The 19,965-nt window shown below is 66.1% G+C and carries 14 protein-coding genes; 8 read left to right on the top strand and 6 right to left on the bottom strand.

Translation table 11 applies throughout. The features are described 5' to 3' along the window. Positions 1–29 precede the first annotated feature (29 nt). The 3 genes from prfB to O3305_RS17215 all read right to left on the bottom strand — a co-directional run bounded on the left by prfB (position 30) and on the right by O3305_RS17215 (position 5,238). Positions 30–1,157 (bottom strand): peptide chain release factor 2, encoded by a 1,128-nt coding sequence (gene prfB, locus O3305_RS17205; protein ID WP_184162311.1) that lies wholly within the window; start codon positions 1,155–1,157, stop codon positions 30–32. Positions 1,158–1,276: 119 nt separating this feature from the next. Continuing rightward, positions 1,277–3,793, bottom strand: coding sequence for a penicillin-binding protein 1A (locus O3305_RS17210; RefSeq protein WP_269573621.1), 2,517 nt, complete (start codon positions 3,791–3,793; stop codon positions 1,277–1,279). Positions 3,794–3,975: 182 nt separating this feature from the next. Beyond that, positions 3,976–5,238, bottom strand: a complete 1,263-nt coding sequence (locus O3305_RS17215; protein ID WP_502958144.1) for an N-acetylmuramoyl-L-alanine amidase — start codon at positions 5,236–5,238, stop codon at positions 3,976–3,978. 497 nt (positions 5,239–5,735) lie between these two features. Here O3305_RS17215 and O3305_RS17220 point away from each other — a divergent pair, with 497 nt between their 5' ends. The 6 genes from O3305_RS17220 to O3305_RS17245 all read left to right on the top strand — a co-directional run bounded on the left by O3305_RS17220 (position 5,736) and on the right by O3305_RS17245 (position 13,203). Beyond that, positions 5,736–8,420: an Rne/Rng family ribonuclease gene (locus tag O3305_RS17220; RefSeq protein ID WP_269573623.1), complete on the top strand. Its 2,685-nt coding sequence runs from the start codon at positions 5,736–5,738 to the stop codon at positions 8,418–8,420. Positions 8,421–8,557: 137 nt separating this feature from the next. Beyond that, entirely contained in the window at positions 8,558–9,916 is a 1,359-nt protein-coding gene (locus tag O3305_RS17225; protein ID WP_269573624.1) for a M48 family metalloprotease, read from the top strand. 5 nt (positions 9,917–9,921) lie between these two features. After that, positions 9,922–10,704 carry a DsbA family protein gene (locus O3305_RS17230; protein ID WP_269573625.1) on the top strand — a complete coding sequence of 261 codons (783 nt, stop codon included), beginning with the start codon at positions 9,922–9,924 and terminating at the stop codon, positions 10,702–10,704. Between the two features lie 122 nt (positions 10,705–10,826). Further along, on the top strand, positions 10,827–11,777 hold the full coding sequence (locus tag O3305_RS17235; protein WP_269573626.1) for an ABC transporter ATP-binding protein: 951 nt from the start codon (positions 10,827–10,829) through the stop codon (positions 11,775–11,777). Then, on the top strand, positions 11,774–12,547 hold the full coding sequence (locus tag O3305_RS17240) for an ABC transporter permease (protein ID WP_269573627.1): 774 nt from the start codon (positions 11,774–11,776) through the stop codon (positions 12,545–12,547). The genes O3305_RS17235 and O3305_RS17240 overlap by 4 nt, the downstream gene beginning before the upstream one ends. After that, entirely contained in the window at positions 12,547–13,203 is a 657-nt protein-coding gene (locus O3305_RS17245; RefSeq protein WP_269573628.1) for an FABP family protein, read from the top strand. Before O3305_RS17240 ends, O3305_RS17245 begins: the two co-directional genes overlap by 1 nt. Here O3305_RS17245 and O3305_RS17250 read toward each other — a convergent pair. Further along, positions 13,200–13,646: a MarR family winged helix-turn-helix transcriptional regulator gene (locus O3305_RS17250; RefSeq protein ID WP_269573629.1), complete on the bottom strand. Its 447-nt coding sequence runs from the start codon at positions 13,644–13,646 to the stop codon at positions 13,200–13,202. The two genes, O3305_RS17245 and O3305_RS17250, sit on opposite strands and share 4 nt — an antisense overlap. A gap of 55 nt (positions 13,647–13,701) precedes the next feature. Here O3305_RS17250 and O3305_RS17255 point away from each other — a divergent pair, with 55 nt between their 5' ends. Further along, positions 13,702–14,817 carry an FAD-dependent oxidoreductase gene (locus O3305_RS17255; protein ID WP_269573630.1) on the top strand — a complete coding sequence of 372 codons (1,116 nt, stop codon included), beginning with the start codon at positions 13,702–13,704 and terminating at the stop codon, positions 14,815–14,817. On the opposite strand, the gene O3305_RS17260 is transcribed toward O3305_RS17255, so the two are convergent. Next, entirely contained in the window at positions 14,814–16,676 is a 1,863-nt protein-coding gene (locus O3305_RS17260; protein WP_269573631.1) for a CocE/NonD family hydrolase, read from the bottom strand. The two genes, O3305_RS17255 and O3305_RS17260, sit on opposite strands and share 4 nt — an antisense overlap. Positions 16,677–16,732: 56 nt before the next feature. Further along, positions 16,733–17,476 (bottom strand): CPBP family intramembrane glutamic endopeptidase, encoded by a 744-nt coding sequence (locus O3305_RS17265; protein ID WP_269573632.1) that lies wholly within the window; start codon positions 17,474–17,476, stop codon positions 16,733–16,735. Between the two features lie 205 nt (positions 17,477–17,681). Here O3305_RS17265 and O3305_RS17270 point away from each other — a divergent pair, with 205 nt between their 5' ends. Further along, a complete protein-coding gene (locus O3305_RS17270; RefSeq protein ID WP_269573633.1) occupies positions 17,682–19,961 on the top strand; it encodes a ferritin-like domain-containing protein in 2,280 nt (759 codons plus the stop codon). Positions 19,962–19,965 lie beyond the last annotated feature (4 nt).

The following is a 19,965-nucleotide window of genomic DNA, read 5'->3' on the forward strand; positions in this document are numbered from 1 at the left end:
CAGTCCCAGGAACAGCGCGGGGCCGCGTCTCAATCGACATCCTCCACTTCGACCGTCTCGCCGGTCACCCGCTGGGATAGCGCGGCGGCCATGAACGCGTCGAGGTCCCCATCGAGCACATCCGAGGGCGCGGTGGAAGTAACACCGGTGCGCAGGTCCTTAACCAGCTGATATGGCTGGAGCACATAGGAGCGGATCTGGTGCCCCCAGCCGATATCGGTCTTGGTGGCGTTGGTGGCGTTGGCCGCGGCTTCGCGCTCGGCCAGCTCGCGCTCATAGAGGCGGGCGCGCAGCTGGTTATAGGCCTCGGCCTTGTTCTTGTGCTGCGAGCGCTGGTTCTGGCACTGCACCACGATGCCGGTCGGCAAGTGGGTGATGCGCACCGCCGAATCGGTGGTGTTGATGTGCTGGCCGCCCGCGCCCGAGGCGCGATAGGTGTCGATGCGCAGCTCGCTCTCGTTGATCTCGACCACGATATTGTCGTCGATCACCGGATAGACCCAGATCGAGGAGAAGCTGGTGTGACGGCGCGCGGCGCTGTCATAGGGGCTGATGCGGACGAGGCGGTGCACGCCGCTCTCGGTCTTCGCATAGCCATAGGCGTTCTCGCCCTTCACCAGCAACGTCGCCGACTTGATGCCCGCCTGCTCGCCGGCATGATAGTCGATCAGCTCGACCTTGAGGCCGTGGCGCTCCGCCCAGCGCGTGTACATGCGCTGGAGCATGCCTGCCCAGTCGTTGCTCTCGGTGCCGCCGGCGCCCGAGTTGATCTCGATATAGGTGTCGTTGGCATCGGCCTCGCCCGAGAGCAGGGCCATGACCTTGTCCTTCTCGGCGCGTGCGGCGAGCGCGGCAAGGCTGGCGGTGCCTTCGACCGCCATGTCCTCGTCGCCCTCGGCCTCGGCCATCTCGATCAGCTCGGCGGTGTCGTTGAGCTCGGTCTCGATCGCACGCGTAGCGGTGATCGATTCGTCGAGCCGGCGACGCTCGCGCATCACGTCCTGGGCCTTCTTGGCGTCGTTCCACAGGGTCGGGTCCTCGACGCGCGCATTGAGCTCGTCGAGCCGGCGCAGCGCGCGATCCCAATCGAGGAACCGGCGGAGCAGCGCGAGCGACTCCTTGATGTTGTCGACATGAGCCTGCGCTTCGGCGCGCATAATCAGTAACTCCAAATCTTTTACGTCATCCCGGCGAAAGCCGGGATCTCGTGCCTCAGGCCGATCGCTCGTCGCCTGAGATCCCGGCTTCCGCCGGGATGACGATATAGTGTGCCGCGCTAGTAGATTCCGCCCTCGCGTTGCAAGAAGTCGCTGTCGCCTTCCTGCTTCTTGGGGGCGGCCTTCTTCTCGATGGCCTTGGCCTCGGGCTGTTCTTCCTGGTCGCGGCGGCCGCGGCGCTGGTCGGTCTCGGGCTTGAACGCTTCCCAGATCACGCCCGAAAGCGGATCGCTCGACGGCCAGGCGCCGGTCACCGGCTTGCCGCTGGCGCGGTCGATGCGGACCATGCGGATGCCCTGCGGCGCGGTGAAGGGAACCTTCTCCATGCCTTCGAAGGCGGGGATGGCGAACTGCTTGAAGATCGGCGCGGCGATAGAGCCACCCTGGGCATAGCCGCCCAGGTTGGTCGGCGTGTCATAGCCGATATAGAGGCCGCCGATCATCTGCGGGGTGCCGCCGACGAACCAGACGTCGGTCGGGCCCGAGGTGGTGCCGGTCTTGCCCATCATCGGGCGGCCCAGGTCGCGTAGCACCGTGGCGGTGCCGCGCTGGACGACGCCCTCGGCGATATGAACCATCTGATAGGCGGAGAGCGGATCGAGCACCTGCTTGGCGCGGGTGACCGGGCGCGGCATCGCGCCGCCCTTCCAGTCGGGCGCGTTGCAGCCTTCGCACGGGCGCCAGTTCTCCGGCCACACCACCGCGCCCTTCCGGTTCTGGACGAAGTCGATCAGCGACGGGTTGAGTGCCCGGCCGTGGTTCACCAGGATCGAATAGGCGTTGACCATGCGGGTCACGGTCGTCTCGCCCGCGCCCAACGCATAGCTGAGATAGGGCGGGAATTTCTGTCGCGACACGCCGATTCGCTGCATCAGGTCGACGACGTGATCCATGCCGGTCTGGTTGGCGATCTGCACCGTCATCAGGTTGCGCGACTGCTCGATGCCCCAGCGCAGCGTCTTGGGACCAGCGCCGCGGGCATTGCCGAAATTGCGGAAGCACTTCTGGCCGAGGCTGGCCCCCTGCCACACGCAGAACGGGCCATCGACCACGATCGAGGCGGGGGTCATGCCCTGCTCGAGCGCGGCGGCATAGACGATCGGCTTGATCGTCGAGCCCGGCTGGCGTTGCGCCTGGGTGGCGCGGTTGAAGCTCTGGATGCGCGAATCGAAGCCGCCCTGCATGGCGAGGATGCGCCCGGTGCGCGGATCCTCGACCACCATGCCGCCCGAGACCTTGGGGACCGAGCGCAGCGCCCATTGCCCGCCGGCTTCCGGCGCCACCGCGACGATGTCGCCCGGCTTGAACGCATCGAATGCCTGACCGCCCTTGCCGCGCACCGGCATGGCCGCGGCCCATTTTGGCAGCGTGCCGGTCGAGCCGTCGTCGAAGCCGATCTGCCAGCTGTCGCCGGTACGATCGATCAGCACGCCCGCGCGCCAATTCTCGTAGTCGAGGCCGATATTGGTGTTGAGGAACGACTGGAGCCAGCTCCTGCCGATATCCGCATGGCCGATCGGCCCGGACCAGCCACGGCCGCGGTCATAGCGCAGCAGACCGTCGCGCAGTGCCTTCTGGGCATATTCCTGCAGCTTGGGGTCGAGCGAGGTGCGCACCCACAGGCCGCCCGAATAGACGCTGTAGGGGCCGGTCTCGTCGGTCTCGCCGAACTTGTCGATCAGCTGGCGGCGCACTTCCTCGGTGAAATAGCCGCCGACGCGCTCGAATTTCGGCGTCTGGCGCGGCACCGTGCCGAGCGGCGAGGCGACTGCCGAATCATGCTGGGCCTGGTCGATGAAGCCGTTCTCGAGCATCTGCCCGAGCACCCAGTTGCGGCGATCGAGCGCGCGCTGGGTGTGGCGTTCGGGATCATAGTTGGACGGGCCCTTGGGCAGGATCGCCAGATAGGCCATCTGCGGCAGGGTCAGCTGGTCGAGCTCCTTGCCGAAATAGGCCTGGCTTGCCGCCTCGACGCCGCCGGCGTTGCGCCCCAGCTCGATCGAGTTGAGGTACAGCTCCATGATCTGCTGCTTGGTGAGCACGTCCTCCATGCGCCAGGCGAGGATGCCCTCCTTGGCCTTGCGCAGGTAACTCGTCTCGTTGCCGACCAATAGGTTCTTGGCAACCTGCTGGGTGATCGTCGAGGTGCCGCGCGGCGTGGAGCCGCTGACCAGACCCTGGAAGGCCGCGCGGACCAGGCCGGGGAAATCGACGCCGTGATGCTCGAAGAAGGTCTTGTCCTCGGCGGACATATACGCCTCGACCAGCAGCTTCGGGTATTCGGGGAAGCTCAGCTGCACGCGGCGCTCGCGGGCATAGCTGTAGATCGGCAGGCCCTCGGCCGAGCGGACATTGGTCGGCAGCGGCGGCTCGTAGTTCTTCAGCGTATCGACCGACGGCAGGTTGCGCGCGATGAAAAGCCAGACGAGGAACACGAACAGGCCAGAGAGCAGCGCGAGCACCGCGAGGATCCGGAACCACCAGCGGTGGCGGACGCGACCGAACAGCCCCTTGAAGCCCCCGATCTCGCGCTTGATGCGCATCTTTACGCTGGAAGTGGTGGAACCGTCGGACATGCGGCTCGCGGTTTAGCAGGATTGGCCGGGGAAGGAAGCCGGGAGTCTGGCGGCTCGCCGCACGCCCCTGTTGCGGAGGGGGATTGCCCGTGATTGCCCCAAAACGGGTTTATTCCCAATGTGAAACCACTTCCCCTCGTACCCGCCTATAATGAGGGCACAAGGGGATTGAGGAGATGGTTTCACCGAGAAGCTAAAGTCCGTGACGCCATGCGCGTCGCGAAGTGGATTTCCACGGCCTTGCGCACGCTCTGCGCCACTTTCCTGCGCCCTTCGTCCGAGGCGAGGAATGCGGCGTCGGATTCGTTCGAGATATAGCCCGTCTCGAACAGGATCGAGGGCATGTCCGGTGCCTTGAGCACCATCAGCGAAGCCATGCGGTGGAAGTTCGCCTTGATCGGGATTAGCGGCTGGGCCTCGCGGCCGAGCAGCCGGGCAAAGCCCGCCGATGCGTTCATCGTCTCGCGCTGGGTGAGGTCGATGAGGATCGAGGAAATATCCGGATTCTGCGTGCCGAGATCGACGCCGGCGATGATGTCGGCCTTGTTCTCGCGCGCCGCCAGCCGTGCCGCTTCCTTGTCGGATGCGACTTCGGACAGGGTATAGACGGTCGCGCCGGAGGCATCGCCGTTGCCGGCGCTGTCGCAGTGCACAGAGATGAACAGGTCCGCGCCCAGCTTGCGGGCAAGGCCATAGCGTTCCTGGAGGACCAGGAAGCGATCGTCCTCGCGGGTGAGTGCCACGCGCACCCGGCCGGAGGCGAGCAGCGCGTCCTTGATCGCCAGCGCGGTCTTGAGCGTGAGGTCCTTCTCGCGCAGGCCGCTCGCGCCGATCGCACCGGGGTCGTGCCCGCCATGGCCGGCATCGATCACGACGAGCGGGCGGTCCGCCTCGCCATAGACGCGCGGCAGCGCGGCCGGCGGCGCGCGCCGGGGCAGCGCGATCGTCTCGCTGTAGCGGCTGTGGCCAGCGGGCTGCAGATAGGAGAAGGGTGGCAGGAAGCTCATCCGGCGCTCGGCGGCGGCACGGGCGAATTGCGCGTCGTCTACGGTGCGCAACTGGAGCGTGAGCGTGCGGCCGTCGTTGCCGAAGCGGCCCTCGGTCACGATCGCCGGGCGTGCCAGGTCGAGCACGATGCGCGCGCCCTCGGCGCCTTGCGAGCCCTGTCGGATGCTCGTCACCGGCCCTTCGGCATAGGCGCGATCACCCGGCTCGGCGCCCTTGGCGTCCAGCACGATACGCTGTGGTCCAGCGAGCATGAAAGCGCTTGCCTGGGAAACGGGTGCGTCAAACCTGACGATCACCCGGTCGCCCTTCACGCGCACTTCCTGCACGACGCCCGCCCAGCTGGGGACTCCGGTCAACCAGCCGGAGAGCAAGGCGAGCAGGAACAGCACCCTGACGCTATGCCGCGCCGGGGCTCTGGGGGTCCAGCCCAAAACCATAGATTGATACTCTGAGTTACGCGTCTGCCCTGACGAGACCGGACTAGAGGGCGCGCCTCAAATCGCCGTGAAATTGTGCGGTTAATTTTCGATTCGGCATATTTTTGCCGGCAAGGCGGCAAGGGCTTGCCGGTCTGTTTGCCGCTTTTAGCCAAGGTTGCCGCGCCGTTACGGTAATGCTAGGCAGCATTGTCCCGGCCCTTGCGCCGGACCTTTCTCGCGGCCACATCTTGTCGCGACAGTTCAGGTTGACGCTCACATGAGGCAATTTCCGCAACGTCTGCACCGATTGGCCGAACCGGCCGGTCGCGTGATGGCGGCGGAGCCTGCGGACCACCGGTTCGCGCGTGCCCTGCGAGCAGCAGCAGTTTTCGAAACCCGCGAGACCGCAGCCGGCGAACCCGCCGGCCAGGGCCGCATTGTATGTCGCGCGCCTGCGCGAGCCCTCCGCAATCCAGATTCAGAGGGCTGGGGCCGGCGCGCCCGGAGAATCATAAATGACCATGCGTATGCTGATCGACGCACGCCACCGGGAGGAAACCCGCGTGGCCGTCGTCAAGGGAAGCCGAATCGAGGAGTTTGATTTCGAGTCCGCCGAGCGCAAGCAGCTCAAGGGCAATATCTATCTGGCCAAGGTAACCCGCGTGGAGCCGTCGCTCCAGGCGGCGTTCGTGGATTACGGTGGCAACCGCCACGGCTTCCTGGCCTTTAGCGAAATCCATCCCGACTATTACCAGATCCCCAAGGAAGATCGCGAAGCGCTGCTCCGCGAGGAAGCCGAGCATGCGGCCGAGGAAGCCGCGCTGCGCGCCGAGGAGGATGGCGACGACGATCACGACCACGACCATGACGACGAAGGCGGCGTGGAAGTGCTCGAGCGTCCGGTCGACGACGAGGACGGCGAAGGGGACAGCGAAGCCGATGCCGGCGAAGGCGAGGAAGCCCGCGAGGGCGGCCGTTCGCGCAAGCGCCGCGGCAAGGGCAATGGCGGCGAGGACAGCCCGGCCGAGGCCCTGCGCCAGCGCCGCATGAACCTGCGCCGCCGCTACAAGATCCAGGACGTGATCCGCCGCCGCCAGGTGCTGCTGGTCCAGGTCGTCAAGGAAGAGCGCGGCAACAAGGGCGCGGCCCTCACCACCTATCTCAGCCTCGCCGGCCGCTACTGCGTGCTGATGCCGAACACCGCGCATGGCGGCGGCATCTCGCGCAAGATCTCGTCGGCTGCCGACCGCAAGCGCCTCAAGGGCATCATGGCGGACCTCAAGCTGCCGCCGACGATGGGCTGCATCGTCCGCACCGCGGGCCTCCAGCGCACCAAGGTCGAGATCAAGCGTGACTTCGACTATCTGGCGCGCCTGTGGGACGGCATCCGCGAGGAGACGCTCAAGTCGACCGCGCCGGCGCTGGTCTATGGCGATTCGGATCTGCTCAAGCGCGCGATCCGCGACATCTATAATCGCGACATCGACGAAGTGATCGTCGAGGGCGAGGACGGCTATCGCCAGGCCAAGGACTTCATGAAGCTCCTGATGCCGAGCCATGCCAAGAAGGTGAAGCAATATGCCGACGCGGTGCCGCTGTTCCAGCGTGCCGGCGTCGAGGACCAGCTCTCGGCGATGTACAATCCCGTCGTCCAGCTGAAGTCGGGCGGCTATCTGGTGATCAACCCGACCGAGGCGCTCGTCTCGATCGACATCAACTCGGGTCGCTCGACGCGCGAGCACAATATCGAGCAGACCGCGACCGCGACCAATCTCGAAGCTGCGCACGAGATCGCCCGCCAGCTTCGCCTGCGCGACATGGCCGGCCTGGTCGTGATCGACTTCATCGACATGGATCATGGCTCGAACGTCCGTAAGGTCGAGAAGGCGATGAAGGAGGCGCTGAAGAACGATCGCGCCCGCATCCAGGTCGGTCGCATCTCGGCCTTCGGCCTGATGGAGATGAGCCGCCAGCGCCTGCGCACCGGCGTGCTCGAAGCCTCGACCGTGCAGTGCCCGCATTGCGAAGGCACCGGCCTGGTCCGCACCGCATCGTCGGCCGGCCTGTCCGCGCTGCGCATGATCGAGGACGAGGCTGCCCGCGGCCGCGGCTCGGTGATCACGCTGCGCGCGAGCCAGGAAGCCGCCTTCTACGTGCTCAACAAGAAGCGCGCCGACATCGCCGAGATCGAGGACCGCTACGGCGTGACCGTCGAGATCCTGTCGGACGGCGAGCTCGAGGGCGCGCGCATGTCGGTCGAATGCTCCGGCCCGCCGCCGGCGCATGCCCCGAAGTTCGAGAAGCTGATCGAAGAGCCCGAGGACGACGACTACGTCGAGGAGATCGACGAAGAGGAAGAGGAGCTCGAGGAAGAAGCCGAAGCCGGCAATCGTCGCGAAGGTCGCGGCGAGCGCCGCGAGCGCGACGAGGATGGCGAGGGCCGTGGCAAGCGCCGCCGCCGCCGCCGTGGCCGCGGTCGTGGCCGTCGCGAGGAAGGCGAAGGCGCCGAGGGTGAAGCCGAGGCCGGCGAGGAAGTCGAAGCCGAAGGCGAAGTCGTCGAGGGCGAGGAAGCCTCCGCTGCCGCCGAGGGTGAAGGCCGTGAGGGCAACCGCAAGCGTCGCCGTCGTGGCCGTCGCGGCGGTCGCCGTGGCGATCGCGCCGAGGGTGGCGAGGGCGCCGAGGACGGCGGCGAAGACGTGGCCGAGGCTGCGGCCGAAGTCGCCGAGCCGGCCGAAGTCGCGCCGGAGCCGGCCGTCGAGGAAGCCGCGCCCGCCAAGCCGAAGCGCACCCGCAAGAAGAAGGTGGAAGCTGTCGAGGCCGAAGCCGCGCCTGCGGTCGAAGCGCCGGTAGAGGTCGTGGCCGAGCCGGTCGCCGAGGAAGCGCCGGCCAAGCCGAAGCGGACCCGCAAGAAGAAGGTCGAGGCCGTCGAAGCCGAAGCCGCGCCTGTGGTCGAAGCGCCGGCAGAGGTCGTGGCCGAGCCGGTCGCCGAGGAAGCGCCGGCCAAGCCGAAGCGGACCCGCAAGAAGAAGGTCGAGACCGTCGAGGCGGAACCCGCCCCGGCAGTCGAGGCCACCCCGGTTGCCGAGCAGGCTGCGCCGGCGGAGTCGGTCGCAGAGGCTGATGCCGAAGCGGAAGGCGAAGGTGAAGGCGAGGACGGCACGCCGCGTCGCGGCTGGTGGCAGCGCACCTTCGGCGCCTGATCCGAGGGACTGAGAAAAAGGGGCGTCGGTCCGACAGGGACCGGCGCCCTTTTTCATGACTTCACACGCGGTTCATCGAGCCGCAGGCACGGCCAATGCCATTGATCGCCGGTGGAATTCGGAGGATACGAGGCCCCATGAAGCGCATCCTCGCCCTGCTCTCGGCCGCCTTGCTGCTCTGGATCCAGCCGGCTGTCGCCCAGTCGGTCCTGCGCGACGCCGAGACCGAGGCGCTGCTCAACGACATGGCCAAGCCGCTGTTCCTCGCGGCCGGCCTCTCGCCCGCCAATGGCAAGGTCGTGCTGATCCAGGACAGCTCGATCAACGCCTTCGTGGCCGGCGGCCAGATCGTCTATGTCCATTCGGGGCTGATCGACGCGGCCGACAGCGCCAATGAAGTGCAGGGTGTGATCGCGCACGAAATCGGCCATATCGTCGGCGGCCATGCCGTGTTCCAGAATGACGGCGGCTACACCAATATCTCGATCCTCAGCCTGTTGCTCGGCGTCGCGGCGATGGCGGCGGGCAGTGGCGAGGCGGGTACCGGCATCCTGATGGCCGGCCAGCGCGCCGCGATCGGCAAGTATCTCGCGTTCAGCCGTGTCCAGGAAAGCTCGGCCGACGCCGCCGGCGCCCGGTTCATCAACAGCGCCGGGATCAGCGGCAAGGGCATGCTGAGCTTCTTCAACAAGCTCACCGCCCAGATGCATCGCTACGGCTATTACAGCACCAATCCCGAGGTCGATCCCTTCGCCCAGACCCACCCGATGTCGCAGGACCGTGTGGAGACGCTCAAGGCCGACCTGATGAACGCGCCGAGCTGGAACAAGCCGCTCGACCAGGATCTCGAGCGCCGCTTCAAGCGCGTGCAGGCCAAGCTGCGCGGCTATGTCAGCGATCCCAAGGACACGCTGACCAAATATCCGACGAGCGACCAGTCGGTGCAGGCGCATTATGCCCGCGCCTATGCCTATCATAAGTCGGGCTATCCCGAGCAGGCGGCCGCGGAGACCCAGGCGCTGGTCAAGGCCGCGCCCAAGGATCCCTATTTCCTCGAGCTCGAAGGGCAGATCATGCTCGAATCGGGCGATCCTAGGGGCGCGATCGTGCCCCTGCGCGAGGCGACGTCGCTGTCCGGCAACCAGCCGCTGATCGCCGCCACGCTCGGCCATGCGCTGCTCGCCACCGAGGACAAGGCCAATCTGGAAGAAGCCGAGCGCGTGCTCAAGACGGCGGTGGCGCGCGACAATGACAATCCCTTTGCCTGGATGAACCTGGGCACGGTCTATGACCGCAAGGGCGACGAGCCGCGCACCGCGCTGGCCACGGCCGAGCGCGCGCATCTGATGGGCGATGTCGGCACGGCGCTGATGAGCTCGCGCGCGGCGATGTCGGGCCTGCCCCAGGGCTCGGCCGACTGGGTGCGCGCGCAGGACCTCAACATGGTCTCGCAGACCGCCTGGGACGAAATCCGGAAAAAGAAGAAGGACCGATAGAGGCAATGATCGAACGGCTTCTGCGGTCGCCGCTGGCGCTGGCCGGCGCGTTCGTGCTGTGCGCGCTGCTCGGTGCGGGCATCTTCGCGGGCATCCAGGCGCTGGTCCCCGGAATAGGCGCGCGGGGCGCCAGCGAACGGTCGATTCACGACTGGGTACTCGCCCATCCCGAAGTGCTTCTCGAATCCGTCGAGCGCTACAACCAGAAGCAGAGCGCCAATGCCGAGAAGGCTCAGGCCGACGCGGCAGCGGCTGCGGAAAAGCTCCTCCCCGCCGAGCGGCCGAAGCTTGAGGCGCCCTATGCCGGCGCCTGGGCGGGCAACCCGAACGGCGACGTCACGCTGGTCGCCTTCATGGACTATGCCTGTGGCTATTGCCGCGCCAGCCTGCCGGCGATCGAGGAACTGCTGAAACGCGATCCCAATGTGAAGGTCGTCTACCGCGAATATCCGGTGCTGGGGCCGGACAGTCTGGTCGCGGCGCGCTGGGCGCTGGCCGCGGCCGAGCAGGACAAGTTCCGCGCCTTCCACGACGCGCTGTTCGCGATGGACGGGCCGAGCGCCGCTAATGTCGAGGCGGCGGCCGGGAAGGCCGGGCTCGACATGGCGAAGGCCAGGCAGGTCATCGGATCGAAAGCGGTCGAGGGCGAGATCATCGCCAACCACAAGTTCGGCCAGAAGCTGGCGATGACCGGCACGCCGAGCTGGGTGGTCGGCGGCAAGCTGCTCTACGGCATGCGCGATTATGCCGGCCTCGCGGCGGCGGTGGCCGAGGCGCGGAAGAAGTAACGAGATAAATCCTTCCCGAGCTCGCTGGGGGAGGATTTAAAGTCATCCGATTTTTGTACCGACCGGTTGCCGCGCCGCATCTGCGTGCCTAATTAGCGGGTCCTTTCCCGGCCGGGGGCATCATGACATCCATTCTTTCGATAAACGGCGTGAGCAAGACCTATGGCTCAGGCCACAAGGCGCTCGATCATGTCGACCTGGAGATCCGCCGCGGCGAGATCTTCGCGCTCCTCGGGCCGAATGGCGCGGGCAAGACCACGCTGATCTCGATCATCTGCGGTATCGTCACGCCGAGCACCGGCACGATTCTGGTCGATGGGCATGACGCGATCCGTTCCCCGCGCGAGGCGCGCTCGAGGATCGGGCTGGTGCCGCAGGAGATCGCGGTCGACATGTTCTCGACTGTCGGCAGCGCACTGCGTTTCTCGCGCGGCCTGTTCGGCAAGGCGCCGAACCAGGACTATTGCGACCAGATCCTCAAGGACCTGTCGCTGTGGGACAAGCGCGACGCCAAGATCATGGAGCTGTCGGGCGGCATGAAGCGCCGCGTGATGATCGCGAAGGCGCTGTCGCACGAGCCCGACATCCTGTTCCTCGACGAGCCCACTGCCGGTGTCGACGTGTCGCTCCGCCGCGACATGTGGAAGATGATCGGCAAGCTGCGCGAGCGCGGCGTCACCATCATCCTGACCACCCATTACATCGAGGAGGCCGAGGAAATGGCCGACCGGGTGGGCGTGATCAACAAGGGCCAGCTGCTGCTGGTCGAGGACAAGGCCGAGCTGATGAAGAAGCTCGGCAAGCGCGAACTGGATCTCAGCCTGGTCGAGCCGATGGCAACGATCCCGGCGGGGCTGGAGGAATGGCATCTCAGCCTTGAGGATGAGGGCACGCGGCTGCGCTACACCTTCGATGCCCAGGCCGAGCGCACGGGCATTCCCTCGCTGCTGCGCAAGCTCGGCGAGATGGGCGTCGCGTTCAAGGATCTCGATACCTCCAAGTCGAGCCTCGAGGATATCTTCGTCGGGCTGGTCGAACAGCGCGAAACCTCCAATGAGGGAGCCGCGGCATGACCGGCATCAACTTCCACGGCATCTGGGCGATCTACAAGTTCGAGATGGCGCGCACGCTACGCACCCTCTGGCAGTCGATCGCTACCCCGGTGATCACCACCTCGCTCTATTTTATCGTGTTCGGTGCCGGCATGGGAAGCCGCATCGCCGACATCAACGGCGTCACCTATGGCAGCTTCATCGTGCCCGGGCTGATCATGCTGTCGCTGCTCACCCAGAGCGTCGCCAATGCCTCGATCGGCATCTATTTCCCCAAGTTCACCGGCACGGTGTTCGAGCTGCTCTCGGCGCCGATCTCGGCGGTCGAGCTGGTGGTCGGCTTCGTTGGTGCTGCGGCGACCAAGTCGATGGTGATCGGCCTGATCATCCTGCTCACCTCGGGGCTGTTCGTGCCGCTGCGCGTCGATCATCCGCTGGCGATGCTTGCCTTCCTGTTGCTCACCTCGATCAGCTTTTCGATGTTCGGTTTCATCATCGGCATCTGGGCCAAGGGCTTCGAGCAGCTGAACGTGGTGCCGGCGCTGATCCTCACGCCGCTCACCTTCCTCGGCGGCAGCTTCTATCCGCTGAGCTTCCTGCCCGAGCCGTGGCGCACGGTCAGCCTGTTCAATCCGGTGGCCTATCTGATCAGCGGCTTCCGCTGGGCGTTCTTCGGCGATGTCGGCGATATCGACGTGCGCTGGAGCCTGGGCTTTGTCGTACTGTTCTTGGCCCTATGCCTTGGTCTAATCGTCACGATCTTCCGGACCGGCTACAGGCTCAAGAACTGATGACACCTTTCCCGCTGGATATCTTCACCGAGCCCGAGGACGTCGATCCCCACACGCTCGCCAACCTGGGCCCCCTGGCACCGCTCGCCGGTCGCTGGGAGGGGCGCAAGGGCATAGACCTCAACCCCAAGGCTGAGGGGCCGGAGCGGCGCGAGTTCATCGAGCGGATCGAGTGCGTGCCGATCGACCCGCAGGCCAACGGGCCGCAGCTCTTCTACGGGCTGCGCTATCATATCCACATCACCACCGAGGAAGAGGACATCACCTTCCACGATCAGGTGGGATATTGGCTGTGGGAGCCGGCCACCGGCCTGATCCTGCAGACGCTGGCGATCCCGCGCGGCCAGGTGCTGCTTGCCAGCGGCAAGGGCGCGGCAGGCGACAGGACGATCCATGTCGAGGCGAAGCGTGGGCAGACCAGCTATGGCATCTGCTCGACCGACTTCCTCGAATATGCCTTCCGCACCGACGCCTATACGATCGACATCGCCTTCGCCGAGGATGGTGGCTGGAGCTACGACATCCACACCACGCTCGAAGTGAAGGGGCGGGGACCGTTCGACCATCATGACCGCAATACCCTGCACCGGGTCGGCGTGGCGAAGCCGAATCCCTGGGTGCAGATCCTCGCGGCCAGGGGCGAGGCGGCGGCCTAGGCCTCCAGCGCGTCGAGGTTCGCCAGCACGCGCTGCATCAGCCCGACCAGCGTCGCCACCTCCGCCTCGGAAAGCCCGGCGGTGGCGTCGCGATTGCCCTCCTCCAGGACCTTGCGTCCGGCGGGCAGCTTGGCGCGGGCTTCCTCGGTCAGCGACACCAGGCTGCTGCGCCGGTCGCGCGGATCGGGCTCGCGCCGGATGATGCCGTCGCGCTCCATTCGCGCCAGTAATTGCGCCATGGTCGGCTGCTCGACCTTGGCCCAGCGCGCCAGCTCGCCCTGCGGCTTCGCCGATCCGTCGCGCAATGCAGTCAGTACCGGCAGCTGCGCCGTGGCGAAGCCCAGCGGCTTCAACCGCGCGTCACCGATCCGCGCCATCGCCCGCGCGATCCGGCTGAAATAATGGCCCGGCATATGCGTCTCGGCGGCGAAGTCGACGGGCATTGCATAGCATCCTATGTTTAACGTATAGGCTCCTATGTAACTGGAGCGACTCACCATGACAACCAATCCTTCGATCGCGATCATCGGCGGCGGCCCTGGCGGGTTGATGCTGGCGCGGCTGCTGCAACGGGGCGGCCGTGCCGTCACTGTGTTCGAGCGCGATTCCCATGCCGGTGCGCGCCCGCAGGGCGGCTCGCTCGACCTGCATGCCGAAACCGGCCAGCGCGCGATGCGGCTGGCCGGGCTCGAGGCCGAGTTCATGGCCGAGGCACGGCCCGAGGATCAGGGCGACCGGCTATATGACTCCGCCGGCAGGCTGGTGTTCGACCATGACGGTGCCGGGCATGACCGGCCTGAGATCGATCGCACGGCGCTGCGCATCATCCTGCTCGCCGCTCTGGCGCCGGGAACGGTGCGCTGGGGTAGCCCGGTCGAGGCGATCCTGCCGTCGGGCGCGGGCTGGGAGGTCATTGTCGACGGCAGGGCGCAGCGTTTCGACGTGGTTGTCGGCGCCGATGGAGTCTGGTCGCGGGTGCGGCCGCTGCTGTCCGACGCGGTGCCCGCCTATGAGGGCGCAACCCTGTTCGAGCTCGGCTTCGACGTGGAGCGCCATCCTCGGGTCGATGCGCTGACCGGCCATGGCAAGATGTTCGCGGCGGGCGACAACCGCCTGCTGATCGCGCAGCGCAATGGCGCCGGCCATATCCGCGGCTATGCCGGGCTGCGCGTCCCCGAAGCGACCGTGCAGGCCTGGCAGGCGATGCCGATCGAGGAAGTTCGCGGGCTGGTGCTGGCCGAATTCGCCGGCTGGTCGCCCGAGCTGCAGGCGTTGATTGCCGAAGGCGATGCACTGGCGATACGGCCGATGGTGGCACTGCCGATCGGCCATCGGTGGGAGACCCGCCAGGGCGTCACGCTGCTCGGCGACGCCGCGCATGTGATGTCGCCGTTCAGCGGCGAGGGCGTAAACCTCGCGCTCGCCGATGCCGCCGACCTCGCCGAGGCGCTGCTCTCGAATGAGGGGTGGGAAGCAGTGGCGCGCTGCGAGGCCGCGATGGCCGATCGCGCGGCGGTCGCGGCGGAGGGCGCCGCCCAGGGGCTGCGCCTCTCCATCTCCCCCGATGCGCTCGATGCGGTGCTCGAGCACTATCGGGAGCGCGTCCTCGCCTAGTTGCCGACCACCGGCAGCATGATCGCCGAGCCCGAGCACACCTTCTGCGTGGCCTTCTGGTAGTCCGCCGGCTTCGCCTTGTAGATGTTCGGCACGAAGGTTTGCGGGTTGCGGTCGATCATCGGGAACCAGCTCGACTGGATTTGCACCATGATCCGGTGGCCCTTCTTGAAGACATGATCATGGTCGCGCAGCGGGATCGACCAGTCGTTCACCTGGTTCGGCACCAGCGGCGTCGCCTTCTCGAACGACTGGAGATAGCGGCCGCGCTTCACTTCCATCGCGATCGGCAGCTGATAGCCGTTGAGGCCGCGCGCATAGGCGCCCGCGGCCGTTGGCGGCTTCTCGTAATCCTCGGGGAAGACGTCCATCAGCTTGACCACAAAGTCGCTGTCGGTCCCGCTGGTCGCCGCCATAAGGCTGGCGGTGATCGCGCCGGTCACGGTCAGGTCGGCATCGAGCGGAGCGCTGGTATAGCTCAGCACGTCCGGGCGATACTCGACGAAGCGCTGGTCCTCGGCTTCCCACCAGCGCCATTCGGGCGTGGCATAGGTCGCCGACATCGGCCGCGCACGGAACGGCACCGGGTTGGCGGGATCGGAGATATATTCGCGGCAACCCTCGCCCTGCGCCGGCGCGGTGAACGACATGCTGCCATCGGCGTGGAGATAGAGGCTCTTCTGGCTGGCACCGGCCAGCGGCCACTGGTTGTAGGTCTTCCACTGCCAGCTGCCCGACTGGAAGCTCTTCATCCGATAGTCCGGCTTGCTGCCCTTGCCGTGCAGCCAATAGGCGAAGAACGGCGCCTCCACCTCCTGCATGAACTGGGTGCCGCTATCGACGCCGAACGGGATGCGGCCCACGGCGTTGCCCGGCGAGCGCCAGCTGCCATGGTTCCACGGCCCGGCGACCATCAGCGCCAGGTTGTTGGGGTCGTTCTCGCGCTGCTTGTAGAAGATCTGCCAGCTGCCCCAGGGATCTTCCTGGTCCCAATATCCGGCGACGTTGAGCGTCGGAACGGTGGTCTTCTTCAGCGTGTCCGACCAGACCTGCTTCTTCCAGAATTCGTCATAATCGGGATGCTCGATCATCTGCTTGTAGAGCGGCACCCGGCCCTTGAAATACTTCTCCTCGATATCGGCGGGCGAGCCCGCCTTGAGGAACCATTCATAGGTGTCGTAGCGGTCGTACAGTTCGATGCCGTCATTGGTCTTGTCGGCCTGGAGGCTGTTCACCCAGTCGCTGGCATAGGTCAGCCGCATCGCGCCCCAGCGGTGCAGGTCGTCATTCTTCCAGTAATCGATCCACGCCGCCTGCGGGCTGATCGCCTTGAGCGCCGGGTGCGGCCGGGCGAGCGAGATCGCGGCGGTCAGGCCGGGATAGGAGACGCCCCACATGCCGACCTTGCCGTTGTTCGGCTTCACATTCTTCACCAGCCAATCGACCGAATCATAGGCGTCGGTCGATTCATCGACGGCGTTCTTGCCGGTCTTGATCTCCGTGGAGAGGGTGAAGGGCCCGCCTTCCGAGGCGAAGCGGCCGCGCATGTCCTGGTTGACGAAGATATAGCCGTCCTTGGCCAGCGCCGCCCAGCTGAACGGCACGGTCCTGGGCGAGCGGCCCGACGCGCCATAGGGCGTGCGGCTGAGCAGGATCGGCAGCGGTCCGGTCTGGCCCCTGGGGCGCAGGATCACGGTGTGGAGCTTCGTCCCGTCGCGCATCGGGATCATCGCTTCCTCGACGATGAAGGCACCGTCATCGGTCTGGGCCGCAGGAGCCGGTGCGGTCTGCTTCGCGGGAAGCGCGGTGAGTGGTGTGCCGGCGGCGACCGCCAGGGCAAAGAGACTGACCAACCGCATGCTAACCTCCCCAAGAAACTCGAATGCGGGAGGGGGTAATCGGTGTGTTGCCGCTGTCAATCGGTTCGCGGCCGAAAGCGCAGGCGCACGGCGGGGCGCAGCACCAGCGCATTCAGGTTCGCCATCAGGTGCAGCAGGATCGGCAGCATCAGGCCCCAGCTGCCGAGATAGAAGAGGGTGAACGCCGCGCCGCCGGCACCGGTCAGCACGATCCCCAGCCAGCCCTGGTAGCGATGGACCGCGGCGAAGATGGCAAGGGCGATCAGGAAGGCCGCCCAGGCTGGAACCCCGCACAGCACCAGCAGCAGCGGCAGGTAGAGCCGGAAATAGATTTCCTCGCTGATCCCGGCATTGAGCACCAGCGGCAGGATCGCCAGCAGCTCGGCGCGGTTGCGCGGCAGCATCGGGGTAAGGTCATAGCCTTGCCGCGCGCGGGGCGACGGACCGCGCAGCGCGATCCAGATGCTCAACAGGCTTCCCAGCGGCAGCCCGATCAGCAGGATGGGAAGGAGCGTCGGGTCGGCCATCGAGAAATAGGGCAGCGTCCAGGCGAGCGCGGCGAATTCCTCCGGAAAGGACCAGATCGCGTCGATCCGGCCGAGCAGCGCCAGGCCGACCAGCGGAATGCCGAGATTGCTCAGGCAGCCATGCACTGCCCAGCGCAGATAGGTCTGCCGGCGATCGGCGCTGTCCTCGATCCCCCGGAAGCGATCGAAGCGGCGCCGGCCGCCCCGGTGGAGCCAGGCGAGCGCCGCCAGCGACACCGCCAGCAGTGCCGGCGCGATCAGCGCGTGCGTCATTCCCCCTCCGCCCATGCGAACAGGGATAGCGTGTGGCGGCGGCGGGGCAAGTTCTTCGAAGTTACGCAAGTAGAAAGTAAATCGAGTAGCAACCGTAACAAATAGTGCTTCCAACTATATCGGTTCTTTCGTCGATTGACGGAGCAATTGCATTGGTGGAACCCAATGGCATCGCAGTAATCTGTGAAGCTTGGGGGATATTGTCATGCATTTGACGCACAAGGCAGGCGAGCTTTCCGCGCGCCCTATTTCCTTCCTCGAAACCGACAAGCTGGTGGTGCGCTGGATCGCGCAGGCCGCGGTCAATGTCGAGCTGTTCACCATCCCGCTCTACATGACGTCGCTCTACTCGATCACCGGCATGCACCCGATCACCAGCCAGGGGAACAGCTTCTACAAGGGCCGGCAATGGCCCGGCGCCAAGACCAGCGCCTTCACCGACTACAAGCCGGGCAAGAAGGGCTGGGGCAACAAGAAGGCGTTCAACATCGTCTTCTCGGTGTTCATCCAGGAGATGCTCCACCTGCAGATGGCGGCGAACCTCGCCACCTCGATCGGCGCCGTGCCCAGCTTCACCGCGACCACGCTGCAGAGCGGCGACCATGGCTGGACCTGCTATGGCCCTTCGCTCACCGCGATCCCCGGCATTGTCGACCTGACCGACACCAACCGGTTCAAGGACGTGAAGGTCAATGTCGGCCCGCTCGACGAGGAGCGGATCAAGCTGTTCCTCGCGATCGAGCAGCCGCAGGAGACGGCGGAGCAGGATATCGTCCGCAACAAGGACCGCTATTTCCCCAAGGTGCCGTTCAAGTACGACACGGTGGCCGAGCTCGATGCCAACATCATGTTCGGCTCGATCGGCTATATGTACCAGTGCTACCGCGACTATCTGCTGATCCGCTACGCGGACGGCACGCGGCTCTGGGATCATGTGATGAACCCCGGCGGCCAGCAGAACGACCTGTTCAACAATTTCAGCTTTCCCGGCCATCCGATGCGCGAGTTCATGGGCTTCGAGACCACGATCGCGATGACCGATCCGGAGATCGCGCTCCGCCAAGCGCTCAACATGATGAACGCGATCACCGATCAGGGCGAAGGCGCCACGCTCGGTGCCCGCTATGACGAGAAGGGCCAGCGGCTCAATGACGGGAAGGCCAAGCTTGTCCAGGGCGACGTCAACCCGAGCTATTGCCCGAACCGCGACGCCCTCGCCTCGGATTATCCGAGCTACTCGATGGAAGGGAAGCTGATCCCCTCGTCGGATGCTGCGGCGCGTGCCGACAATGACGGTGTCGATCACTATACCCGCTTCCGCGAGATCGAGGATATCCGCGGCAGCGGCGGGCTCGAGACCTGGAACCAGTCTCCCAAGGTCGGCAAATGGGCCGCCGCGGATCTCACCACCGAAGGCTATGATCCGAACAACAACCCCTATGGCCTGCCCACGCCCGAGGCGATTGCCGGCGCGCTCAATGCGCTCAACAATGGCGGCGACGCGGCAGCCAATTTCCAGAAGATGAGCCAGGCGGTGTGCGGTGCGATCAAGGGCGTCACCACCGTGCTCGACAATTACTGGAACCCGGCCGGTGCCACCGTGTCCTTCCCCTTCCCGTCAATGGCCGGATCGGGCGACCGCATGTCGACCGCCTGGGCGGTATTCGGCAAGACGCCGGACCTTTCGGTCGGCGTCGGCGAGCCGGACAAATATATCGTCAACCACGCCTGCCAGGGACTCGATGTCGAGGAAACCGGCGGGAAATGGGGCGCCAATGCCTGCGCCGAGACTTCGATCTACCACACCTGCCGCGGCTCGAACCTGTGCAAGGGCCAGGGCGGCTGCGGCTTCGTCCAGCTGACCAGTGGCGGCGGCAGCTGCGGCGGGGCGAGCAGCGGGTGCGGTTCCGCCTCGAAGACCTCGAACGCGCCCAAGGCCAATCCGGTGGCGAGCGGCAGCTGCGGCACGCCGACCACGGTCAAGGGCGGCGGCTGCTCGGCGGTGACGATCCGGACCTATGGCGGCCTGTGCGGCACGCCGACTCCCTCGCCTTCGCCCACCCCGACGCCGAGCGGGCCGATGTATACGGCGCCCAGCGACAATATCTGCGGCGGGTTCGGCGGCTGCGCAGTGCCGATCTCGGCAATGCAGCTCTATCCCAAGTCGGGCACGATGGAAGTCTGGGCACTGGTCGGCAGTTCGAAGCCGGTGCTGTGCGGTGCGCCCAAGGCCCAGGCCGACAAGAATCTGTGCGGTACCCCTTCACCTTCGCCGACGCCCACCCCCCCGGGCTGCGGCGCGCCTTCCTCGAAGAAGATCGCCACGATCGACTTCAAGGAAGGCGATAAGGTGGAAGACATCGCCTTCCAGGCCTTTGCCAAGGTGGTGGCGTTCAAGGTCAATGGCGATCCGGACAAGCCGGTCGAGGGGCTGGTCCAGCAGCCGCCGAACGACCTGCGCCTCGCCTATCCGCCCTCGACCTAGGAGC

This window comes from Sphingomonas sp. NIBR02145, from assembly GCF_027359115.1.
Classification (GTDB): domain Bacteria; phylum Pseudomonadota; class Alphaproteobacteria; order Sphingomonadales; family Sphingomonadaceae; genus Sphingomonas; species Sphingomonas kyeonggiensis_A.